Genomic DNA, 21,469 nt, shown 5'->3' with positions numbered 1-21,469 from the left:
CCTTGGTTGAAAAGGCAGGCCACGCGATCCGCTCGCTCGCGTGAGAAGGCGGCGGGATGCCGCGTGGGCTCCCGCTTCTGGCCTTCGGAAATCGGTGGGTGGTGTCAGTGCACCTTGTGCGAGATCGACTTCGCGTGCGTGTAGCACGCGAGGCCCTCGGTGCCGCCTTCGCGGCCGTAGCCGCTGTCCTTGACGCCGCCGAACGGCGTCTCGCTGACGGCCGACACCAGGTGGTTGATGGCCAGGTTGCCAAGCTCGAGGCGCTCGCCGAGCGCGTGCGCGTTGCGCGCCGATTCGGTGAAGGCATAGCCGGCCAGGCCGAAAGGCAGGCTGTTGGCCTTGGCGATCGCTTCGTCGAGGCTGTGAACGCGGGCGATCAGGCACAGCGGTCCGAAGGGCTCCTCGCGCATCGCCAACGCGTCGTCGGGCACGTCGGCGAGCACCGTGAGCGGAAAGTGATAGCCGCTGCGCCCGACGCGATGGCCGCCCGAGACCAGCCGCGCGCCGCGTGCCACGGCGTCGTCGACCATCGCTTGCAGCGCTTCGAGACGGCGTGCGTTGGTCACCGGACCGATGTCGCTGCCGGGCGCCAGGCCGGGCCCGACGCGGACCGCATCGGCCTCGGCCTTGAAGGCCGCGACGAAGCGCTCGTAGAGGGCCGCATGGGCATAGAAGCGGGTCGGCGCGACGCAGACCTGGCCGGCGTTGTTGAGCTTGGCCTTGACCGAGGCGGCGGCCGCGGCCTGCGGATCGGCGTCCTCGCAGACGATCACCGGCGCATGGCCGCCGAGCTCCATGATCACCGGCTTCATGTGACGGCCGGCCATCTCGGTCAGCTGCTTGCCGACCGCCGTCGAGCCGGTGAAGGTGACCAGCCGCACGACCGGGTCGGCGATCAGGCGGGACGAGATCGCCGCCGGGTCGCCGAACACCAGGTTCAGCACGCCGGGCGGCAGGCCGGCGTCGATGAAGGCCTGGGCCAGCAGCACCGCGCCGGCCGGCGTTTCCTCGGCCGCCTTCAGGACGATCGAGCAACCCGCGGCGAGCGCACCGCCGACCTTGCGTGCCGGCGAACTCATCGGGAAATTCCACGGCGTGAAGGCCGCCACCACGCCGGCCGGCTCGCGGATCACGGTGTGGCGCATGCCGGGCTCGGCCGGGATCACGCGGCCGTACAGCCGCCGCCCGTCCTCGGCATCCCAGGCGATCAGGTCGCAGCCGCGCAGCACCTCGGCGCGGGCCTGGGCGAGCGGCTTGCCCTGCTCCAGCGTGATTGCCGTCGCGATCGCCTCGACCCGTTCGCGCATCAGCGCGACCGCGCCTTGCATGATGCGTGCGCGCTCCGCCGGCGCCGTGCGGCGCCAGGTGGCAAAGCCCCGGGCGGCCGCGGCCAGCGCGTCGGCCAGGTCATCGGCGCCCGCCTGCGGCACGCGTCCGATGACGCGCTCGTCCGACGGGTCGAGGATGGGCGCGTCGGTGGCGCCGCGGCGCCACTGGTTGTCGATCAGCAGGCGGATCTCGGGATAGGCACTCATGGTGTCGTGTCTCATGGAGTCGGATGAAAAGAGGAGGTCGGGGCCGGGCGGCTAGCGCCTGCCGCCCGCGAGCCGAAGCGCCTGCGGCCGCTGCCGCAGCCGGTACATCGCCACGCAGCCGAGCAGCGGACCGATGGCCAGCATGCCGAAGGCGCCCGGCCAGCCGGCCAGGGCCACCACGTCGGGCACCAGGTGGATGCTGACCAGCGTGAGCAGGAAACCGGCGCAGGTCTGCACCGTGAGCAGGGTGCCGACCGAGGCCGGGTCGCCGAGTTCGGCGATGCTGGCCGAGAACTGCGCCGAGTCGGCGATCACGCTCACGCCCCAGACCAGCGCGACCGGGATCACCACCCACGGCGAGGCGCCGAGCAGCCAGCCCATCAGCAGCGCGCAGGCGGCGCTGGTGGCCATGGCGACGATGGTGACCGCGGTGCGGCCGATGCGGTCGGCCAGCACGCCCCCGCCCCAGGCGCCGAACACGCCGGCCGCCACGGTGGCGAAGGTCCAGAGGCTGGCGCTGTGGCCGGCATCGGCCATGCCGCTCAGGCTGAAGCTGGCCTGCAGGAAGACCGCCAGCCAGGCCCACATCGCATACAGCTCCCACATGTGGCCCAGGTAGCCGAGGTTGGCCAGCCGCACGGCCGGGTCGCGCCAGGCCTGGGTGAATTTCGACAGGTCGAGCCGCGCCGCGCGCTTCATGTGGGGGCCGATGTCGCAGAGCAGCACGGCCAGGCCGGACAAGGCCGCGCAGCCCGCCGCGACGGCGTAGACCAGGCGCCAGTCGACGCCACCGCTGGCCGCCAGCAGGTGCGGGCTGGCCGAGCCGAGGGTCAGCGCGCCGACCAGCAGGCCGATCAGCAGGCCGAGGTCGCCGCGCGCCCAAGTCGCCGCCAGCCGCATGCCGACCGGGTAGACGCCGGCCATGCACATGCCCGTGAGGAAGCGCAGCGCGTACACCAGCGGCCCGGTCGGGGGCAGGAAGACCAGCCACGCGGTGGCGGCCGCCGCCACCAGCGCCGAACCCATGAACAGGCGGCGCGGGTCGAAGCGGTCGGCCAGCGACAGCAGCGCGCTCAGGATCGTGCCGGCGACGAAGCCGGCCTGCAGCGAACTGGTCAGCAGCGCCGCCGCCTGTTCGCTGACCGCCTGGGTCTGCTTGACCGTGGCCACGACCGAGGCAGAGGAGAACCACACCGTCATCGCGCCGACCTCGCAGACCAGCAGGATGGCCAGCGAGCGGAACTTGGCGCCGTAGGGGTTCGGTGCGGGGTCGGCCATGGCGTCGGGTCTGTCGCGTCGGCCTCAGGCCGATGCCGAGGTGCTGCCGTTGAGGCGGTGGTAGCCGCGCCCGAAGTACATCAGGCCGTCGCCGCTGGCCCCGGTGCGCACTGCCTTGACCGCGCAGGAGAACACGGTGTGGGTGCCGACCTCCATCGCCGACATGATCTCGCAGTCGAGCGAGGCCAACGCATCGCGCAAGGCCGGCGCGCCGGTGGCCAGCACGTCCCATTCGGCCAGGCCGAAGCGCTCGTCGGCGCTGATGTGGCGGGTCGCGAAGCGTTCCGCGATGGCACGCTGCTCGGCCGACAGCACGTTGACGCACAGCGCCCCGGCCTCCTTGAAGGCGGCGTTGTTCTGGCTGCTGCGGTTGATGCAGACCAGCAGGGTCGGCGGCTCGTCGGTGACGCTGCAGACGGCCGAGACCGTGCAGCCCACGCGGCCGTCGGCGCCACGGCCGGTGATCACGTTCACGGCGGCGCCGAGGTTGGCCATCGCTTCCCGGTAGCTTTGCTTGTCGAGCATGTCTTCTCCTGGTGGGAACGGGCGTTGGACGGCTCAGGCCGCGGCGGGACGGCGGTACTGGGCGACCGGATGGCTGGCCGGCAGCCGCTCATGGCCGAACAGCTTGCCGCGCAGCGAGCCTTCGGCATAGGAGGTCTTGTAGACGCCGCGCTCCTGCAGCAGCGGCACCACCAGCGCGATGAAGTCGTCGAAGCATTCGGGCACCACGGTGCGCGACAGGTTGAAGCCGTCGACGTCGGCCTCGGTGGTCCAGGCGATCAGCGCGTCGGCGACGCTCTCGGCCGAGCCGACCAGCGGCTGCTGGCGGCTGCCGAGCACCATCTGCTCGAGCAGGCGGCGCCGGGTCCATTGCGGGCCGGCGCTGCGCGTCATGGCTTCGACGTTGGAGACGATGGCCTGGCTCTGGCCGGTCTCGATCGGCGCGTCCAGGTCGTACTTGGCGAAGTCGATGCCCATCGAGGCCGCGGCATGCGCCAGGGCGGCTTCGGAGCTCACGTAGCGGCGGTACTCGGCGAACTTCTCCTGCGCCTGGGCGTCGGTGCGGCCGGTGATCACGGTGGCGCCGAGGAAGACCTTGATGTCCGCGCCGGCGCGCCCGCGCTCGACCGCCTGGCTGCGGATGTCCTCGACGATCTTCTTCACGCCCGGCTTGCTCTGGCCGTTGACGAACACGCATTCGGCATGGGTCGCCGCGAAGCGCGAGCCGCGCGCCGACGAGCCGGCCTGGTAGAGCACCGGCGTGCGCTGCGGCGACGGTTCGCTCAGGTGCATGGCGTCGACCTTGTACTGCGGCCCTTGATGGTGCACCACATGCACCCGGGCCGGGTCGGCGTAGATGCCGCGCGCCTTGTCGCGCAGCACGGCGCCGTCCTCCCAGCTGCCCTCCCACAGCTGGTAGACCAGCGACATGTACTCGTCGGCCAGGTCGTAGCGGTCGTCGTGCGCGGTCTGGCCCGTGAGGCCGACCGCGCGCGCGGCGCTGTCGAGGTAGCCGGTGACGATGTTCCAGCCGATGCGCCCGCCCGTCAGGTGGTCGAGGGTGGACATCCGGCGAGCGAAGAGATACGGAGTCTCGTAGGTGAGATTGGCGGTCACGCCGAAGCCCAGGTGCCGGGTGGCCGCGGCCATCGCCGGGATCAGCAGGGTCGGGTCGTTGACCGGCACCTGCACCGCGCCGCGCAGCGCCGCATCGGCACTGCCGCCGAGCACGTCGTAGACCCCGACCACGTCGGCGAAGAAGATGCCGTCGAACAGGCCGGCCTCGAGCCGGCGGGCGTAGTCGGTCCAGTAGTGGATGTCGAGATAGCGCGACGACTGGTCGCGCGGATGGGTCCACAGGCCCTGCTGGATATGGCCCACGCAGTTCATGTCGAAGGCATTCAAATGGATCTCGCGGCGCATGTCGTCTCCTTTTTTGAGGGTGCTTGGCAGATGCTTGAGCTCGATCAAGCACCGCTGATATCCATCATAGTAGACGATCAACTACTTTGGAGGAATTTTTTTTGATCCAATGCCCGCTCCATGAACGATGACCCCACCGACGCCATCTCGGCCTCACTGAAAAGAGAGCGCAGTGCGCGCGGCTGGTCGCTGGCCGACCTGTCGGAGCGCTCCGGCGTGTCGAAGGCCATGATCAGCAAGATCGAGCGCGGCGAGGCCAGCCCGACGGCCACGGTGCTGGGCAAGCTGTCGGGGGCTTTCGGCATGGCGCTGTCGGCGCTGCTGGCGCTGGCCGAGAAGCAGGGCGAGCGGATCAGCCGGCGCGCGGCCCAGCCGGTCTGGCAGGACCCGGAAACCGGCTACCTGCGGCGCGCCCTCTCACCGGCCGACCACGGCGTGCTGGAGTTGCTGGAGATCGAGTTGCCGGCCAACGTGCGGGTGCCCTACCCCGCCACCGCCTTCGCCTTCCAGCACCAGCAGATCTGGGTCACGCAGGGCAGCCTGGTGTTCCAGGAGGGCGCCGAGGTGCATCAGCTCGAGGCCGGCGACTGCCTGCAGCTGGGCGCTCCAGCGGATTGCAGCTTCTTCAATCCCGGCCAGCAGGCCTGCAAGTACCTCATCGCGCTGGTGCGGCGCTGAGCCAAAGAAAAAGGCCGCTGTCGAGAGCGGCCGTCGGCCGAAGGGCGTGAGCCTGACCAGAACGGCAATGCCCACTAAAAACGTCCACGCCACATAGCGTCTGCAGCCCGACACATCCACCCAGCTGAGGATGCGGAATTCCGATCACCAAGGCAATGTGCCGATTGGAGATGAGATTCGACTTGGGATCGCATCGCGCGTTGTGCATGAGGTGAATCCCTTCGCCATCATCCACGCGGGAGAACATGCGACCGAGCCCGGCCAAAGGCAAGCCCTGGAACAAAGATCAACAACCAGGAGGTGAACATGGCTCAACTAGGCGGATTCACACAAGGCGGCTTCGGCGGTTTTGGAGGCTTTGGCGGCTTTGGCGGAGCCGGAGGGTTCGGAGGAATGCCAGGCTCAGGGTCTCTCGCGGACGCCTGGGCGAATCCAGTGGTGGTTGGTGCGTTGCTGTCGAGTCGCGATGGGACGATGGACAGGACCAACCACGCAGGCCTCCAGAAACTCATTCCGCCCCCGTCCAATCCAGGCTCGATCGGCCTCGACGAGCCCGGTGCTCTCGTTCGATGGGACCCCTGGGTCAGGTCAACGGTGGCGGTCACCGAGTTGACGCGCCACCTGACGTACCAGGTCGTTGGCGCTGACGGCTTCAAGGTCATTTACCGGGATTCGCCCGATCCGGCTGCTACGGGAGGAACGAAGGCCGTCCCCCTGGTCACCCTGACTCGACCCGACCAGGACTTCTTCGCAGGCCAACTCGCAAAAGTCCAGAGTTGGGCTGAACTGAGGGATGAGCGGGCCTTGGAGATTCTTGCCCAGATCGACAATCAGTTTGCGTTCATAGCTGCCGTGACAGGCCTCAACGTCGCGCGCAAGAAATGGACGACGGAATGGCTGATGGTGGCGATTCAATTCACAGTGGAAGTGGAACTGATGTTCAAGCATGCGTTCGCCTGCTATCGACCCGTGGATTTCTCACCGCAAGTCCAGCCGATCATCTCTACGCCGGGACATGGCACGTACCCCATGGGCCACGCGGCGCAGGCGTTTGCAGTCGTCGTTGCGCTCATGGGGTTGTTGAGAGTTCCGAATCCTCATCCGACCCGCACGCAGTTGCTCAGGCAGGCTCGCCGCATCAGCGTCAACCGCGTGGTCGCCGGAGTGCACTTTCCAGTCGATGCCCCTGCCGGGCAAATGCTCGGTCTGACGCTTGGGGAGTTTTTCCTTTGCATGAGCAAGGTGTCGATCGACGAGAACAACACCTTGGCTACCTGCCACGAAAGAACGTTTGCGCCGCCCACCACGCCGGGCTCAGCGGCCACATACGATTTTCTCGGAGACGGGCCGGATGTTCCGCAGGGCGGCACACAGGGGAGTGAGGTTGACGTGACCACGTCGGACTACCTGGAGAAACTCATGAGCCTTGCGCTCGCCGAGTGGGACCTTGCCTGAGGAAAGCAAGCCATGGACGCGCGATCCGCACTCCGTTCGGCGCTCGAGAAAAGCGACTTGTACTTCGACTGGGGGTACGACACGCGCTTCGAGTATTTCTTCAAGAGGCACGATTCGATTGGCGTGTTGATCCAGTGGAAGGATCAAGACAGCGCCCAAGAGGGCTTGGACAAAGTGACAGGACTGGACATCATTGTCCCTGGCATTTACTTGAGACGTGGCGAACGGAGAGCGGTCAAGACCCGGTTGTTCTGGGCCCTCACCGTTCCGAGGGCGCTCATCAGGCAATTCCTGGTCGCGGTTTCGACCCTGGCGGAGGTGATCGAACTCGCCGCCCCGGTCGCCAAGGTCGAGCGCGTGTACGCCAATCGATCCAAGGAAGTCTCCGGAGGAAAGGTACTTGCGGCGGTGCTGGACGATGGTTGTTCCTTCGCGAATGCGCGATTCCAGCAGGCGAACGGAACCCGCGTCGTCTGGCTTTGGAACCAGGACGACGAGGCTCGCGGCGCTCCATTGGCACCCCCGAACGGGCCGTCGAATGCAGCGAACTTTGGCTATGGCGGTCAATTTTCAAAAGCCGATCTCGACTTCATCCACCCGACCTCATTCAACACGCAGGACGAGGCTTACCGCGAGGCGGGCCTGATCGGGCTGCGACGCGCGGCCTCGCATGGGACGCATGTGATGGATCTGTTGGCCGGATCGGAGTCCTGGGAAATCGTCTTCGTGCAGTTTCCACGAAACTGCGTCGACGACCCCACCGGGCTCTGGCTCAAGCGCTTTGCATTCGAGGGCCTGCTCTATATCGTGGAGTGTGCGGGAAAGGCCACGAAAACGATCGTCGCCAACATCAGTTGGGGGCCTCAGACGGGGCCGCACGACGGATCGTCCCCCCTCGAAAAGGCGATCGACACGCTCGTCCTCGAACAGAAGGTCCACCACGCTGGGCGCACCCTCATCGTCTCGTTGCCTGCCGGAAATTCCTTCGGCTCCGATTCCCATGCTCGCATTGACTACTCGCATGGTGGCGAGGTCGACTGGATCGTTCCCCCGGATGGCGAGATTCCTGCTTTCATCGAGTTCAGGTGGCCGCCTGGTGTTTCGGTGAGCGACGCTCGTCTGCGCGTGGCGCCTCCTTCCGGACCCGCAATAGACGCTTCGCCTGTCAGGCAGTACGGCCCGAACAACACTTGGTGGGTCAAGCTCAAGGCCGTGGGTTCAGGCGTACGGGGACTGGTCGTCGTCCATCCCACCGGCGGCCCGGGGAATAGCGGCCATTGGGGCCCGCATGGACGATGGAGGATAGAGATCGACCCCACGCCCAGCGGTGTAGATGGCGCGGTCCACGTCTACGTGGCACGCGCCGACCACAACATGGGAGCCCGGCGCAAGGCGAAGGCAAGCCAGCTTACCGATGCGGCCCTCGAGAGCGGGCGCTACGTTGCACCGGCCCATCGCTACGATGAGGTGATCGATTCGGCAGTTCGTCGAAGCGGGACAATCAATGGGATCGGGACCGGAACGTCTACATATGTCGCTGCCGGGTATGTCGCGAAGCCACTCGAGAGTGCGCCCTATTCGTCGTCCGGGCCAACGCGGGGCACGGTCGAGAAACCCGACTATGCGTGCATGACCGACCGGTCCGCTGCCAGGCCTGGTGTCCGCGCAACTGGCGTTCGTTCCGGAACGACGACCGTGCTCGTCGGAACCAGCACGGCTGCGCCGCAGTTGGGCAGGAAACTCGCACACAACCTGAATCCGCCAGCCACCAAGCCCATTCCGTACCGCAAGGAGCGTGTGGGGAAAGGATGCCTGGACTGCGACCCTGCCTTGAACCCTCCGACTTGAACTGGTGATTCGGCGAAGACTCCCGATAGAGCGGCGCCAGGGTCGTGCACGCCGCGTGAATGGGGTGTTCGCCGCTCGCTCACGCGTGGAAAAAAAGCCCGCTTCCTCTCGGAGAACGGGCTCACTGTCAACAAAAACCCGACAAATCAGGTTTTTAGAACGGAATGTCGTCGTCCATGTCGTCGAAGCCCGACGACGACTTGGCCGGCGCCTGGCGCGGTGCCGGCGCGGGCGCACGGGGCGCCGCTGCCGGCGGACGCGAATAGCCGCCGCCACCACCGCCGCCACCCTGCGAGTACCCGCCGTCGTCGTCCCCGCCACCCGACGGACCGCCCTGGCCCTGGCGGCTGCCCAGCATCTGCATCTGGTCGACGCGGATGTCGGTGGCGTACTTCTCGACGCCGTCCTTGTCGTTGTACTTGCGCGTGCGGATCTGGCCTTCGACGTAGATCTGCGAGCCCTTGCGCAGGTACTGCGCGGCGATCTCGGCCAGCCGGCCGTTGAACACCAGCCGGTGCCACTCGGTGGCCTCGCGCATTTCGCCGCTCTGCTTGTCCTTCCACTTGTCGGTGGTGGCCAGGGTCACGTTGCAGACCTGGTCGCCGCTGGGAAAGGTACGGGTTTCGGGATCGCGTCCCAGGTTGCCGACGAGGATGACTTTGTTGACCGATGCCATGTGCACTGCCCCTGATGAATGGATGGAGGAGAAGGAAAAAGAGAACCGGAGATTGTGCCGCATGCGCCGGGCCGGGGTGCCGCCGCGGAATCGTCCGCGTTGGAAACCAGACGAAACCGCCTGCAGGCCAGAAAAGCGCCCAGGTCGTATCATGTCCGGTTGCCCAAAATCGACCGCCCCGTGAATCTCCCCCCCGAAGACGCCTACCTCGGCGCCGTGCTGGCGCAGCAGCGCATCAGCATCCGCGGCGCGCGCACGCACAACCTCAAGAACGTCGACCTCGACATTCCGCGCAACAAGCTGGTGGTGATCACCGGCCTGTCGGGCTCGGGCAAGTCGAGCCTGGCCTTCGACACGCTCTATGCCGAGGGTCAGCGGCGCTACGTCGAGAGCCTGTCGGCCTATGCGCGGCAGTTCCTGCAGCTGATGGACAAGCCCGACGTCGACATGATCGAGGGCCTGTCGCCGGCCATCAGCATCGAGCAGAAGGCGACCAGCCACAACCCGCGCTCGACCGTGGGCACGGTGACCGAGATCCACGACTACCTGCGCCTCCTGTACGCCCGCGCCGGCACGCCCTACTGCCCTGACCACCACCTGCCGCTGCAGGCGCAGACCGTGTCGCAGATGGTGGACGCCGTGATCGCCCTGCCCGAGGAGCCGCGCCTCATGATCCTGGCGCCGGTGGCGCGCGAGAAGAAGGGCGAGTTCCTGGAACTGTTCGCCGAGATGCAGGCCCAGGGCTACATCCGCTTCAGGGTCGACGGCCAGACCTTCGAATACAACGACCTGCCCAAGCTCAAGAAGACCGAGAAGCACGACATCGACGTGGTCATCGACCGCCTGCGCGCCCGCCCCGACATGCAGCAGCGCCTGGCCGAGAGCTTCGAGGCTGCGCTTCGGCTGGCCGACGGCCGCGCGATCGCGCTCGAGATGGACGCCCCCGCAGGCGAGCCCGAAGCGGCGCCGGCGCCGAAGCCGGCGCGCGAGCACCTGTTCAACGCCAAGTTCGCCTGCCCGATCTGCCACTATTCGCTGGCCGAGCTGGAGCCGCGGCTGTTCTCCTTCAACTCGCCGGTGGGCGCCTGCCCCAGCTGCGACGGCCTCGGGCATCGCGAGTTCTTCGACCCGGCGCGGGTGGTCGCCTTCCCGTCGCTGAGCCTCGCCAGCGGCGCGATCAAGGGCTGGGACCGGCGCAACGGCTACTACTTCAGCATGCTGGAGAGCGTGGCCAAGCACTACAAGTTCGACATCGACAAGCCCTTCGAGGAACTGCCCGCCTCGGTCCAGCAAGCCGTGCTGCACGGCTCGGCGCAGGAAGAGATCAAGTTCAGCTACGTCATGGACAGCGGCCAGCAGGCCGGCAAGAAGCTGGTGCGCAAGCACCCCTTCGAAGGGATCATCCCGAACATGGCGCGGCGCTACCGCGAAACCGACTCGGCGATGGTGCGCGAAGACCTCTCGCGCTTTCGCAACATGCAGCCCTGCCCCGACTGCGAAGGCAGCCGCCTGCGGCCCGAGGCGCGCAACGTGTTCCTGGTCGACGAGTCCGGCCCCGAGCCGAAGCGCATGGCGATCTACGAGATCAGCCGCGCCACGCTGCGCGACAGCCTGGCCTACTTCCAGCAGCTGCAGCTGCGCGGCGCCAAGGCCGAGATCGCCGACAAGGTGGTGCGCGAGGTCGGCCTCAGGCTCAAGTTCCTGAACGACGTCGGGCTCAACTACCTGAGCCTGGACCGCAGCGCCGAGACGCTGTCGGGCGGTGAAGCCCAACGGATCCGGCTGGCCTCGCAGATCGGCTCCGGACTGACGGGCGTGATGTACGTGCTCGACGAGCCCAGCATCGGCCTGCACCAGCGCGACAACGACAGGCTGATCGGCACCTTGCGCCATCTGCGCGACATCGGCAACAGCGTGATCGTGGTCGAGCACGACGAGGACATGATCCATGCCGCCGACCACGTGATCGACATGGGGCCGGGCGCCGGCATCCATGGCGGCCGGGTGATGGCGCAGGGCACCTACGCCGAGGTCGCAGGCAACGCCGACTCGCTGACCGGCCAGTACCTCTCGGGCGCGAAGAAGATCGAAGTGCCGGCACGGCGCACGCCCTGGCTGCCGGTGGTGGCGACACGGGCCTTCCACGAGGGCAAGAAGCCCCCGCGCTTTCCGCCCAGCCCGGCGGCCGAGCGGCGCGCGGCGCGCGAGGCGGCGCACCTGGCCTCGCAGTCAGACCTGCAGGAGATCCGCGTCATCGGCGCCAGCGGCAACAACCTGCAGGACGTCAGCGTCGCCTTCCCGGTCGGCCTGCTGACCTGCGTGACAGGCGTCTCGGGCTCGGGCAAGTCGACGCTGGTCAACGACACGCTCTACAGCGCGGTCGCACGCACCCTGTACCGCGCGCACGAGGAGCCGGCCGCGCACGAGGCGATCGAGGGCATCGAGTACTTCGACAAGGTGATCAACGTCGACCAGTCGCCGATCGGCCGCACGCCGCGCAGCAACCCGGCCACCTACACCGGCCTGTTCACGCCGATCCGCGAGCTGATGGCCGAGACCAACACCGCGCGCGAGCGCGGCTACGGGCCGGGCCGCTTCAGCTTCAACGTCGCGGGCGGCCGCTGCGAGGCCTGCCAGGGCGACGGCGTGGTCAAGGTCGAGATGCACTTCCTGCCCGACGTCTACGTGCCCTGCGAGGTCTGCCACGGCCAGCGCTACAACCGCGAGACGCTGGAGGTGCTCTACAAGGGCCGCAACATCGCGCAGATCCTCGACATGACGGTCGAGACCGCGCACGACTTCCTGAAGGCGGTGCCGACCATCGAGCGCAAGCTGCGCACCCTGCTCGACGTCGGCCTCAGCTACATCAAGCTCGGCCAGTCGGCGACCACGCTGTCGGGCGGTGAGGCGCAGCGCGTCAAGCTGGCGCTCGAACTCAGCAAGCGCGACACCGGCCGCACGCTCTACATCCTGGACGAGCCGACCACCGGGCTGCACTTCGCCGACATCGAATTGCTGCTGAAGGTGCTGCACCAGCTGCGCGATGCCGGCAACACGATCGTGGTGATCGAGCACAACCTCGACGTCATCAAGACCGCCGACTGGGTGATCGACATGGGGCCGGAGGGGGGCGCCGGCGGCGGCACCGTGGTGGGTGTCGGCACGCCGGAGGACATCGCCGCCAACGAGGCCAGCCACACCGGGCGCTATCTCAAGCGCCTGCTGAACTAGTCGGCGTAGGCCCAGAGGTCGACCAGCTGCGATCCGTTGTCGGCCAGCAGCCGGAACTTCGCGGGGGCGTAGTCGGTGTCGACCGCGAGCACGCCCGTGGCCGCGGCGGGCAGGCCGCCGCAGGCCTCGGTGCTGGCCGCCAGGCCGAGCTTCAGCGTGTTCGGCAGCACGCCCGGCGACAGCTTGCCGGACAGCTTGCAGGCCGAACTGCCGGCCGTGATGGCGCCGTCGGCCGCCACGCTGAAGTCGGCCATCACGCCTGCGCTCGTCTGCACCCGGTAGTGCCCGGCCAGTTGCGCGAGCTCGACGCCGGCAGCGGCGACCGCGTTGCTCTGCAGCAGGGTCACGCTCACGTCCTTGTCGGCGGTCGGCACGCCGACCCAGGCACCGCCCGCCTCGCGCCGGTAGCTCTGCCTGGCCCGGTCGTCGCTGTCGCCGAACACCAGCAGTCGGCTGCCGTCCGCCGCGGCGTAGTACTTGCCGACGGTGGGCGCGCTCGCATCGCCGCTGCTGACCACATAGCTGCCGGTGGCCAGGTCGTCGACGCTCACCTTCGGCGTGGCGCCGGTGCCCGTCGAGGGCGTCGTCGACGCGGGTGCGCCGGCCGCGGGCACGAAGCCGTTGCCGCCGCCGCCACCGCAGGCCGCCAGCAGCAGCGCCGCGGCGCAGACGGAGGTCCATCCGAACTTGCGATTCATGCTGCGCATCTCACTGGCCCAGCAGGTCGCGCAGGCGCAGGCGCAGCCACTGCTGGCCGGCCGGACGGTGGTCGAAGCCGACCTGCATCGCCGTGACCGAGACCTTGGTCTTCGACACCAGTGCCTCGTCCTCCGCCTGCGCGGCGGTGGCGGCCGTGCCGGCGGCGCCGCCGATGCCGTAGGCGCCCGGCGTGTTGTTGAACTTCAGGACGTACTGCTCGTAGCTGCCGTGGCGCGAGAAGGCCCAGGCCAGCCCCGGGGTCGGTGCATTGGGAAAGTTGACGTTCAGCGCCACGCCGTCGGGCAGCAGCGGGCCGCTGCCGGCCTTGGCCTGCAGTTCCTTCACGAGCTTGACCGACAGCTGGGCCACCACGGGCGAGTAGACATTGGCCAGGCCGGTGTTGTCGGCGGTGTCGGCGCCGGCGCTCAGGGCGATGGCCGGCAGGCCGCGGCCGGCGGCGAACTGGGCATTGCCCACGGTGCCGGAGCTGTTCACGACATGGCCGGTGTTCTGTCCTTCGTTGGGGCCCGACAGCACCAGGTCGGGGTTCTTGCCCCAGCGGGCCTTGGCCAGCACGTCGAGGCCGTACATCGTGGCCATCACCGGCGTGCCATGCACGTAGTTGTAGTCGCCGCCGGTGTAGCCGGCCTTGGTGAACGGTCCCACGGCCGGCGCGCCGGTGGCGGCGGCGCCGTTGTGGCAGCCGCCTTCGGCATCGACCTGCGTCTTGTCGTTGTCGGGGATGATCGTGCTGGTGCTGTACATCACGATCGCCGCACCGCGGCCGCTCTGCCCGGTGCACGGCACCGACACGATGACGTCGTGGCCGTCGGCCTTGAGCGCCTCGTAGAGGGCCTTGAGGTTGCTGGTCAGGCCGTCGTCGTTGGACAGCAGGATGTTGAGGGCGAAGGCCGGACTGGCCAGGCCGAGCAGGGCCGCGGTGGCGGCAAGGCGAAGTTTCATGGGAGAAGGAGGTTCGTGCGGGAGTGCCCGCATCGCCGTTGATGCGAAGACGCCGCGCATCTTGCCCACGCCAGGTGACGGTCCCGTGACATGGCCGGCGCCATGACCTGCCAGGTCATCGACGCCGCGCAGGCGCCGCGCGACATTGGAGGCCAGCCGGGGCCAGGGTGGCACCGGCAGCCACCAGGCCGAACCTCCCAGGCCAACGAAAGCGCACCATGACCGGCTTCGACATCCTCCCCCTCGCAGTGGCCCTTCTCATCGGCATCGCCGCCGTGGGTTCGTGCATCGGCATCGGCATCGTGGGTGCGAAGCTGCTGGAAGGCACGGCGCGGCAGCCCGAGCTCAAGGACACGCTGCAGACGCTGTTCTTCCTGATCGCCGGCGTCACCGACGGCGCCTTCATCATCGCCACCGGCATCGGCCTGTGGTTCGCGACCGCCAACCCGTTCCGGTAGCGGCCCCGGCGCCGTCAGCGCTGGCCGATGCGGGCGTCGCCGAACAAGGCCTTCAGCTCGCGCGGCTGCGAACGCCAGTACTGCGGCGGCGCCTCGACCTGGGCGCCGAGCTCGGCGGCGGCGCGCCAGGGCCAGTGCGGCTCGAACAGGATGGCGCGGGCCAGCGCCACCAGGTCGGACTGCCCGGCCGCGACGATGGCTTCGGCCTGCCGCGGCTCGGTGACCAGGCCGACCGCGATCACCGGCACATCGACCGCGGCGCGGATGCGCTCGGCCAGCGGCACCTGGTAGCCGGGGCCGACCGGAATCTTCTGCTGCGGCGAGACGCCGCCCGACGACACATGGACGAAGCTGCAGCCGCGCTGCGCCAGCGCCTGGGCGAAGGCGATGCTCTGCTCGACGTCCCACCCGCCCTCGACCCAGTCGGTGGCCGAGATCCGGACCCCGACCGGCATGCGCTGCGGCACGGCCGCGCGCACGGCCTCGAAGACCTCGAGCGGAAAGCGCATGCGCTTCTCGGGCGAGCCGCCGAAATCGTCCTCGCGGCGATTCGCGATCGGCGACAGGAACTGGTGCAGCAGGTAGCCGTGCGCCGCGTGCAGCTCGATGGCATCGAGCCCGAGCGCATCGGCGCGCTGCGCCGCCCGCACGAAGGCCGCCTTGACGCGCGCCAGCCCGTCGGCATCGAGCGCCGCGGGTGGGGGCTCGCCGGGTGCGTGCGGCAGGGCCGAAGGCGCGACCGTCTGCCAGGCGCCCTGCGCCGACGCCAGGCACTGGCCGCCGTCCCACGGCACATGGCTGGACGCCTTGCGCCCCGCATGGCCGAGCTGGATCGCCACCGGGATGCGCGAATGCCGCCGGACGGCCGCCAGCACCCGCGCCAACGCCGCCTGGTTGGCGTCGCTGTAGAGGCCGAGGTCGCCGAGCGTGATGCGCCCCGGCGCCTCGACCGCGGTCGCCTCGATGATCAAGAGCCCGGCGCCCGACAGCGCGAGTTGCCCGAGATGGATCAGGTGCCAGTCGGCCGCATTGCCGTCCTCGGCCGAGTACTGGCACATCGGCGCGATCACGATGCGGTTGCGCAGCGCCAGCGGGCCGAGCGCGAAAGGGGAGAACAAGGCGCTCATGGGCTTTCGGGGCGCCGCACCCGCAGCATCCCCTCCTGGGCGGTGGACGCGACCAGCCGGCCGTCGCGCGCGAAGATGCTGCCGCGGCACAGGCCGCGGGCCCCGCTCGCGCTCGGCGAGTCGAGGCTGTACAGCAGCCAGTCGTCGAGCCGGAAGTCGCGATGGAACCACATCGCGTGGTCCAGGCTCGCGGGCCGCACCTGGCCGCTCATGAAGCTGAGCCCGTGGGGCCGCATGGCCGCGCCGAGCAGGCCGTGGTCCGAGGCATAGGCCAGCAGCGCGCGGTGCAGGTTCGGGTCGTCGGGCAGCGGCGCGATGGCGCGCATCCAGAGCGCGCTCTCGGCGGGCCGCACCTCGGGCGCGAGGAGGTCGTCGGGGTCGACCCGGCGGTACTCGAGGCCGTGCGGCGCCACGCCCTTGTCGCGCCAGCGTTCGGGCAGGCGCTCGCCCATCGCGATGCGCTGCTCGAGTTCGCTCGCCAGGCCCTCCGGGCCGGCCGCGGCGGGCATCGGCAACTGGTGCTCGATGCCGTCGTCGACGGTCTGGAACGAGGCCGACATCTCGAAGATGATGCGCTCGCCCTGGCGCGCCACCACGTGGCGGGTGGTGAAGCTGCGGCCGTCGCGCACGCGGTCGACCGCATACTCGATCGGCGCGTGCTCGCCGGGCAACAGGAAGTAGGCGTGCATCGAGTGGGCCGGCCGGTCGGCCTCGACCGTGCGGCTGGCGGCCATCAGGGCCTGGCCCAGCACCTGGCCGCCGAAGACGGCGGGGGTTCCGATGTCTTCGCTCTGGGCCAGGAAGCGGTCGTTGCCCAGGGTTTCCAGGCGCATCAGCGCGACCAGGTCGGCGACGACGCGGGCGGCGGTGGAAGGATCAATCATCGGGGAGGCGGGAAAATGGGAGCTTGCCACGATAGCAAAGACCGGGCCGCCGCGCTGTCTCGCGGCTGTCAGCCGACCTTCAGCGGTCCAGGTCGGCGCCGTCGGCCGCGAGCTGGCGCTGCAGCGCCGGCACCTCGACCTCGGCGAAGCGGCCGGCGCCGAGCGCCGCCGCGGCCGTGCCCGCGGCCTGTCCCATCACGAAGCAGCCGCCGCTGGCGCGCGCCGCCGACTGGCCCTCGTGGGTCATCGAGGCGCAGCGGCCGGCCACCAGCAGGTTGTCGACTCCGCGCGGCACCAGCATGCGCCAGGGCAGCTGGTTGAAGGTGCGCCGCGGGTCGCGCGGGAAAGCCCACTCGATGCGGCCCGCCGCGTGCACCTCCATCGGCCAGGCGTTGATGCCGATGCTGTCGTCGAAGCGCGCCGACGACAGGATGTCCTCGCCGGTCAGCGCGTACAGCCCCTCGATGCGCCGGGTCTCGCGGATCCCGACCTGGGGCGCGATCTCGACGATGGCCGACTGCTCGAAGCCCGGCACCTCGGCCTTCAGGAAGCGGAAGAACTCGCCGATCTGGCGCCGGCCCTCGACCTCGCCGTCGCTGAGCTGGCGGGCATCGACGCCGTTCATCGCGCCGCCTTCGGCATTGCGGATCTGCGTCACGTTGGCGCGCCATTCGCGTGGATCGATCTGCGGTCGCAGGATCGCGCCCTCGCGCGGGAAGCGGTAGGCGCTCGGGTCGCGCTCGCGCGCCTGCTGCATCAGGTCGTTGATGGCCTTGAATTCGCCCACTGCGGCCAGCGCGCGCGCCGCCTCGACATGGCCGACCCGGAACATGGTCGAGGGGAACAGGCCGCTGCCGCGGCCATCACCGACCGCGAAGGGCACGCCGGCGAAGGCGGCGACATCGGCATCGCCGCTGCCGTCGACGAAGGCATTGGCGCGGATCGCCTGGCGGCCCGACTTGGTCTCGACCACCAGCGCGGCGATACGCGCGCCGTCCATCACGACCGCAGCGGCCAGCGCATGGAACAGCAGCTGCACGCCGGCGTCCAGCAGCAGCTGGTCGGCCGCGCACTTGTAGACCGAGGTGTCGTAGGAGCGCACGCGGATGCGGCCCTGCATGCCGTCCTGCGGCTGGTTGAGGCCGCCCAGGGCGCCGATGCGCGCCAGCAGGTCGTCGGCCACGCCATGCACCAGCTGGGTCATCTCGCCGTCGCGCCGGCCGTAGAGGCCGGCGAAGTTGGTGACGCCGCCGGCGGTGCCCATGCCGCCGAGGAAGCCGTAGCGCTCGACCAGCAAGGTGCGGGCGCCATGGCGCGCCGCGCTCACCGAGGCAGCGATGCCGGCCGGCCCGCCGCCGACCACGACGACGTCGTACTCGCCGAAGACCGGCAGCGTGCGTTGCGGTTCGACGACGGCCTGGCTCACTGGAGCTTGATTCCGTTGGTCGAGATGATCTTGGTCATGATGGCTGCTTCTTCCTTCACCCGCGTGCGCATGCCGTCGGGCGAGGTGCCGACCGCCTGCCAGCCCTGCTCGAACAGCTTCTGGCGCACGTCGGGCGACTTCATGATGGTCGCCAGTTCCTTCGTGATGCGGTCCTGCGCCGTCTTCGACAGGCTGGCCGGGCCGACCAGCGCGGTCCAGACTTCGAGGCTGAAGTCGCGCACGCCCGCGTCCGCCAGCGCCGGCACGTCGGGCGCCAGCGTGCTGCGTCCGCTGGTCAGGCCGACCGCCTTGACCTTGCCGGCCTTGACCTGCGGCAGCGCCACGCCGGGCGGGATCAGCGCCATCTGGATCTGGTTGCCGATCAGGTCGGTCATGACCTGCGGGTTGCCCTGGTAGGGCACGTGCTCGGCCTTCAGGCCCGGCACCTTGCTCTTGAGCAACTCCATGCCGAGGTGCCCCACCGAGCCGACGCCGACCGAGCCGTAGCTCCACTTGTCGCCGCCCTTGCGCGCGGCGTCGAAGAAGGCGGCGCCGGTCGGCAGGCTCGCCTGGCCCACCAGCACCAGCGGCGCGGTGGCGATCAGCGACAGGTAGGTGAAGTCCTTGCCCGGGTCGTAGGGCAGCTTCGGGTACAGCATCTTCGACGAGGTCAGGTTGCCGTTGATGACGATCCCCAGCGTGTGGTCGTCGCTCGCCTTGGCCACCTGGTCGGCCGCGATGTTGCCCGAGGCGCCCGGCTTGTTGTCGACCACCACCGGCTGGCCGAGCGCCTTGGACAGCGGCTCGGCGATGGTGCGGGCCGCGATGTCGGGCGTCGAGCCGCCGGGAAAGCCGACGATCAGCCGGATCGGCTTGGTCGGCCAGGCCGCGCCCTGCGCCGAGGCGGCGAACGGCAGGGCGGCGGTGGCGATGCCGCAGGCGGCAGCGATCAGGAGGGCTCTCTGGGTGGGATGCATGGCGGAAGGAGGAAGGAGGAACGAACGAGAACCCGAGGATAGCCCGCTCTTGTAACGAGACGTCATTCGAGGCTGATGTTGCCGCGTCGCACCAGATCGCCGTAGATCCTCGACTTGGCTTCGGCGTTGCGCTCGATCTCCTCGGGCGACCAGGCCAGCGGCTCGAACGCGAAGGTGTCGAAGCGGGCCCGGATCTCGGGGTCGGCGATGACCTTGGCGACGTCGGCGTTGATCCGGGCCCGGATCGCGGCCGGCACGCCCTTGGGCGTCAGCAGCGAGACGAAGGAATTCACCTCCAGCCCGGCCGGGCCGCCGGATTCGGCCATGGTGGGCACGTCGGGCATCTGCGGGATGCGCCGGGGCGCCGCGATCGCGATGTAGCGCAGCTTGCCGGCCTTGTAGATGCCCTGGCTCGACGGCAGGCTGGCGAAGCTCCACGCCACCTCGCCCGAGCCCACGTTGGCGAACAGCTGCGAGACCTCTCGGTAGGGCACGTGCTGCATGTGGGTGCCGGTCAGCGCCTCCAGCTGCTGGCCGCCCAGGTGGCCCGGACTGCCGACACCCCACGAGCCGTAGCTGACCTGGCCCGGCTGGGCCTTGGCGGCGGCCACCAGGTCGCCCATGGTCTTCCACTTCGAGTCGGTCGGCACGGCGACGAAGAACGGCGTGCGGAACAGCGAGGCCACCGGGTCGAAATGCTGCAGGGTCACGAAGTTGCGCGACTTGTACAAGTGCGGCAGGGCGGCGATGTGCTCGCTGTCGAGCTGCAGCAGCGTGTAGCCGTCGGGCGCGGCGCGCCTGGCCTGCTCGATCGCGATGAAGCCGCCGCCGCCGGGCTTGTTGTCGACCAGCACGCGCTGGTTCCAGAGCCGGCCGAGCTTGTCGGAGACCAGCCGCAGCACCGCATCGGGCCCGCTGCCGGCGGCGAAGGGCGTGACGATGGTCACCGGCTTGCTCGGGAAGTCCGCGGCCGGCGCCTGCGCGGCCACCGGGATGGACAGCAGGGCCGCGGCGCCGGCGGCGATCAACGACAGGAGGGATTTCATTCGGTTTGTCTCGCGATTGTTAAAACATGCCGGCGCCTTTGTATCAGGTCGCCGTGGCACGCGCGTCGTCCAGGCACAGCGCGGGGCGCCAGCCGTAGAGCCATTCGACCGCGTCGTAGAAGCGTTCGGGCGTGCGGCCGGTCCAGAGGCCGTTGCGCACCAGCCGCTCGACGCCCTTGGCGTGGTAGATCCGCCCCATCTCGCGCACCGACAGCACGACACGTGCCGTGCGCGCCACCCGGGCCGAGGCATAGAGCCGGAAGCCGGCATCGAGGTCGAAGTCGCAGGCCTCGACCGCGGCGCCGAGCGTGACCGCGTCTTCCAGCGCCATGCAGGCACCCTGCGCGAGGTACTGCATCATCGGATGCGCGGCATCGCCCAGCAGGGTCGCGCAGCCTTCGCTCCAGCGGGCGACCGGTTCGCGGTCGGCGGTGCTCCAGCGCCGCCACGAGGTCGGCCGGTCGAGCAGCTGGCGCGGGCGCGCATGCACGCCCTCGAAGTACGACATCACCTCGGCCTTGCTGCCGTCGCTCACGCCCCATTCCTCGCGCTCGCGGCTGTGGAAGGTGACGACCAGGTTGTATTGCTCGCCCTGGCGCAGCGGGTAGTGCACCAGGTGGCAGTCGGGGCCGGCCCAGACCACGGGCGCGTTCCAGCGCAGGTCCTCGGGCATGTCGGCCGCCGGCACGACGGCGCGGTAGACCACGTGGCCCGAGACCCGCGGCGCATCACCGACCAGCCGGGCACGCACCACCGACTTCACGCCGTCGCAGCCGACGATGGCGTCGGCTGCGAAGCGGCGGCCGTCGCGCGTGACCGCCGTCGCCCCGCGCGCGCCGAGATCCAGTGCCTCGACCTGGGCCCCGGTGTGGACGCGGATCAGCGGCTGCTGCTTCACGGCCGCATGGAGCGCGCCGTGCAGGTCGGCCCGGTGGCTCACGGCGTACGGGTTGCGAAAGCGGGCGCGGAAGGCCTCGCCGACCGGCACCGACGCGACCTCGCTGCAGTCGACCGCGTCCATCATCACCAGCCGCTCGCTGAAGACCGCGCTGCGCCGCACCGCCTCGCCCACCCCGAGGGCGTCGAGCGCCGCGAAGGCGTTGGGCCCGAGCTGCAGGCCGGCGCCGATCTCGCCGATGGCGGCGCTCTGCTCCAGCAGGTCGACGCCGAGGCCCAGGCGCGCCAGCGCCAGCGCGGCCGCCATGCCGCCGATGCCGCCGCCGACCAGCAGCACGGAGGGCTTGTTCCCGGTTGCCATGATG

18 protein-coding genes are annotated in these 21,469 nt (G+C 69.4%); 5 read left to right on the top strand and 13 right to left on the bottom strand.

Features of this window, described 5'->3' with window-relative positions:
* Positions 1 to 104: 104 nt before the first annotated feature.
* Genes QTI33_RS28460 through QTI33_RS28445 form a run of 4 tightly spaced genes read right to left on the bottom strand, consistent with a single transcriptional unit; the run spans position 105 to position 4,739 of the window.
* Complete coding sequence (locus tag QTI33_RS28460; protein ID WP_286509786.1) at positions 105 to 1,535, bottom strand: NAD-dependent succinate-semialdehyde dehydrogenase; 1,431 nt, start codon at positions 1,533 to 1,535, stop codon at positions 105 to 107.
* A 51-nt stretch (positions 1,536 to 1,586) separates the two neighbouring features.
* Complete coding sequence (locus QTI33_RS28455; protein ID WP_286509785.1) at positions 1,587 to 2,813, bottom strand: MFS transporter; 1,227 nt, start codon at positions 2,811 to 2,813, stop codon at positions 1,587 to 1,589.
* 24 nt (positions 2,814 to 2,837) lie between these two features.
* On the bottom strand, positions 2,838 to 3,338 hold the full coding sequence (locus tag QTI33_RS28450; protein WP_286509784.1) for a flavin reductase: 501 nt from the start codon (positions 3,336 to 3,338) through the stop codon (positions 2,838 to 2,840).
* Between the two features lie 33 nt (positions 3,339 to 3,371).
* Positions 3,372 to 4,739 carry an LLM class flavin-dependent oxidoreductase gene (locus QTI33_RS28445; RefSeq protein WP_286509783.1) on the bottom strand — a complete coding sequence of 456 codons (1,368 nt, stop codon included), beginning with the start codon at positions 4,737 to 4,739 and terminating at the stop codon, positions 3,372 to 3,374.
* Positions 4,740 to 4,859: 120 nt separating this feature from the next.
* On the opposite strand from QTI33_RS28445, the gene QTI33_RS28440 reads away from it, so the two are divergent.
* The 3 genes from QTI33_RS28440 to QTI33_RS28430 all read left to right on the top strand — a co-directional run bounded on the left by QTI33_RS28440 (position 4,860) and on the right by QTI33_RS28430 (position 8,720).
* On the top strand, positions 4,860 to 5,417 hold the full coding sequence (locus tag QTI33_RS28440; RefSeq protein ID WP_286509782.1) for a helix-turn-helix domain-containing protein: 558 nt from the start codon (positions 4,860 to 4,862) through the stop codon (positions 5,415 to 5,417).
* A gap of 306 nt (positions 5,418 to 5,723) precedes the next feature.
* Complete coding sequence (locus tag QTI33_RS28435; protein WP_286509780.1) at positions 5,724 to 6,872, top strand: phosphatase PAP2 family protein; 1,149 nt, start codon at positions 5,724 to 5,726, stop codon at positions 6,870 to 6,872.
* Between the two features lie 12 nt (positions 6,873 to 6,884).
* Positions 6,885 to 8,720 carry a S8/S53 family peptidase gene (locus QTI33_RS28430; RefSeq protein WP_286509778.1) on the top strand — a complete coding sequence of 612 codons (1,836 nt, stop codon included), beginning with the start codon at positions 6,885 to 6,887 and terminating at the stop codon, positions 8,718 to 8,720.
* Between the two features lie 154 nt (positions 8,721 to 8,874).
* On the opposite strand, the gene ssb is transcribed toward QTI33_RS28430, so the two are convergent.
* On the bottom strand, positions 8,875 to 9,396 hold the full coding sequence (gene ssb / locus QTI33_RS28425; RefSeq protein WP_286509777.1) for a single-stranded DNA-binding protein: 522 nt from the start codon (positions 9,394 to 9,396) through the stop codon (positions 8,875 to 8,877).
* 180 nt (positions 9,397 to 9,576) lie between these two features.
* Here ssb and uvrA point away from each other — a divergent pair, with 180 nt between their 5' ends.
* The gene (uvrA, locus tag QTI33_RS28420) at positions 9,577 to 12,627 is read left to right on the top strand and encodes an excinuclease ABC subunit UvrA (RefSeq protein ID WP_286509776.1); all 3,051 of its coding nucleotides are present in this window, start codon (positions 9,577 to 9,579) and stop codon (positions 12,625 to 12,627) included.
* Here the strand turns inward: uvrA and QTI33_RS28415 are convergent.
* Positions 12,624 to 13,325, bottom strand: a complete 702-nt coding sequence (locus QTI33_RS28415; protein ID WP_286509775.1) for a hypothetical protein — start codon at positions 13,323 to 13,325, stop codon at positions 12,624 to 12,626. The genes uvrA and QTI33_RS28415 overlap by 4 nt on opposite strands.
* A 10-nt stretch (positions 13,326 to 13,335) precedes the next feature.
* Entirely contained in the window at positions 13,336 to 14,289 is a 954-nt protein-coding gene (locus QTI33_RS28410) for a 5'/3'-nucleotidase SurE (protein WP_286509774.1), read from the bottom strand.
* A gap of 218 nt (positions 14,290 to 14,507) precedes the next feature.
* Here QTI33_RS28410 and atpE point away from each other — a divergent pair, with 218 nt between their 5' ends.
* Positions 14,508 to 14,747, top strand: a complete 240-nt coding sequence (gene atpE, locus QTI33_RS28405) for a F0F1 ATP synthase subunit C (RefSeq protein WP_286509773.1) — start codon at positions 14,508 to 14,510, stop codon at positions 14,745 to 14,747.
* A 14-nt stretch (positions 14,748 to 14,761) separates the two neighbouring features.
* On the opposite strand, the gene QTI33_RS28400 is transcribed toward atpE, so the two are convergent.
* From QTI33_RS28400 to QTI33_RS28375, 6 genes are all read right to left on the bottom strand, one after another.
* Positions 14,762 to 15,874, bottom strand: a complete 1,113-nt coding sequence (locus QTI33_RS28400) for an NADH:flavin oxidoreductase/NADH oxidase (protein ID WP_286509772.1) — start codon at positions 15,872 to 15,874, stop codon at positions 14,762 to 14,764.
* Complete coding sequence (locus tag QTI33_RS28395; protein WP_286509771.1) at positions 15,871 to 16,758, bottom strand: acyl-CoA thioesterase; 888 nt, start codon at positions 16,756 to 16,758, stop codon at positions 15,871 to 15,873. Before QTI33_RS28395 ends, QTI33_RS28400 begins: the two co-directional genes overlap by 4 nt.
* Before the next feature lie 79 nt (positions 16,759 to 16,837).
* A complete protein-coding gene (locus QTI33_RS28390; RefSeq protein WP_286509770.1) occupies positions 16,838 to 18,184 on the bottom strand; it encodes an FAD-dependent oxidoreductase in 1,347 nt (448 codons plus the stop codon).
* Positions 18,181 to 19,161 carry a Bug family tripartite tricarboxylate transporter substrate binding protein gene (locus QTI33_RS28385; RefSeq protein ID WP_286509769.1) on the bottom strand — a complete coding sequence of 327 codons (981 nt, stop codon included), beginning with the start codon at positions 19,159 to 19,161 and terminating at the stop codon, positions 18,181 to 18,183. Before QTI33_RS28385 ends, QTI33_RS28390 begins: the two co-directional genes overlap by 4 nt.
* Before the next feature lie 62 nt (positions 19,162 to 19,223).
* The gene (locus QTI33_RS28380; protein ID WP_286509768.1) at positions 19,224 to 20,207 is read right to left on the bottom strand and encodes a Bug family tripartite tricarboxylate transporter substrate binding protein; all 984 of its coding nucleotides are present in this window, start codon (positions 20,205 to 20,207) and stop codon (positions 19,224 to 19,226) included.
* 43 nt (positions 20,208 to 20,250) lie between these two features.
* Positions 20,251 to 21,465, bottom strand: coding sequence for a 3-hydroxybenzoate 6-monooxygenase (locus QTI33_RS28375; protein WP_286509767.1), 1,215 nt, complete (start codon positions 21,463 to 21,465; stop codon positions 20,251 to 20,253).
* Between the last annotated feature and the right edge of the window lie 4 nt (positions 21,466 to 21,469).

The sequence above is a fragment of the Variovorax davisae genome (genome assembly GCF_030316845.1).
Taxonomy (GTDB): domain Bacteria; phylum Pseudomonadota; class Gammaproteobacteria; order Burkholderiales; family Burkholderiaceae_C; genus Variovorax; species Variovorax davisae.
Note: the sequence above shows the minus strand (reverse complement) of the source record. Positions and strands in the feature narration are given on the sequence as shown.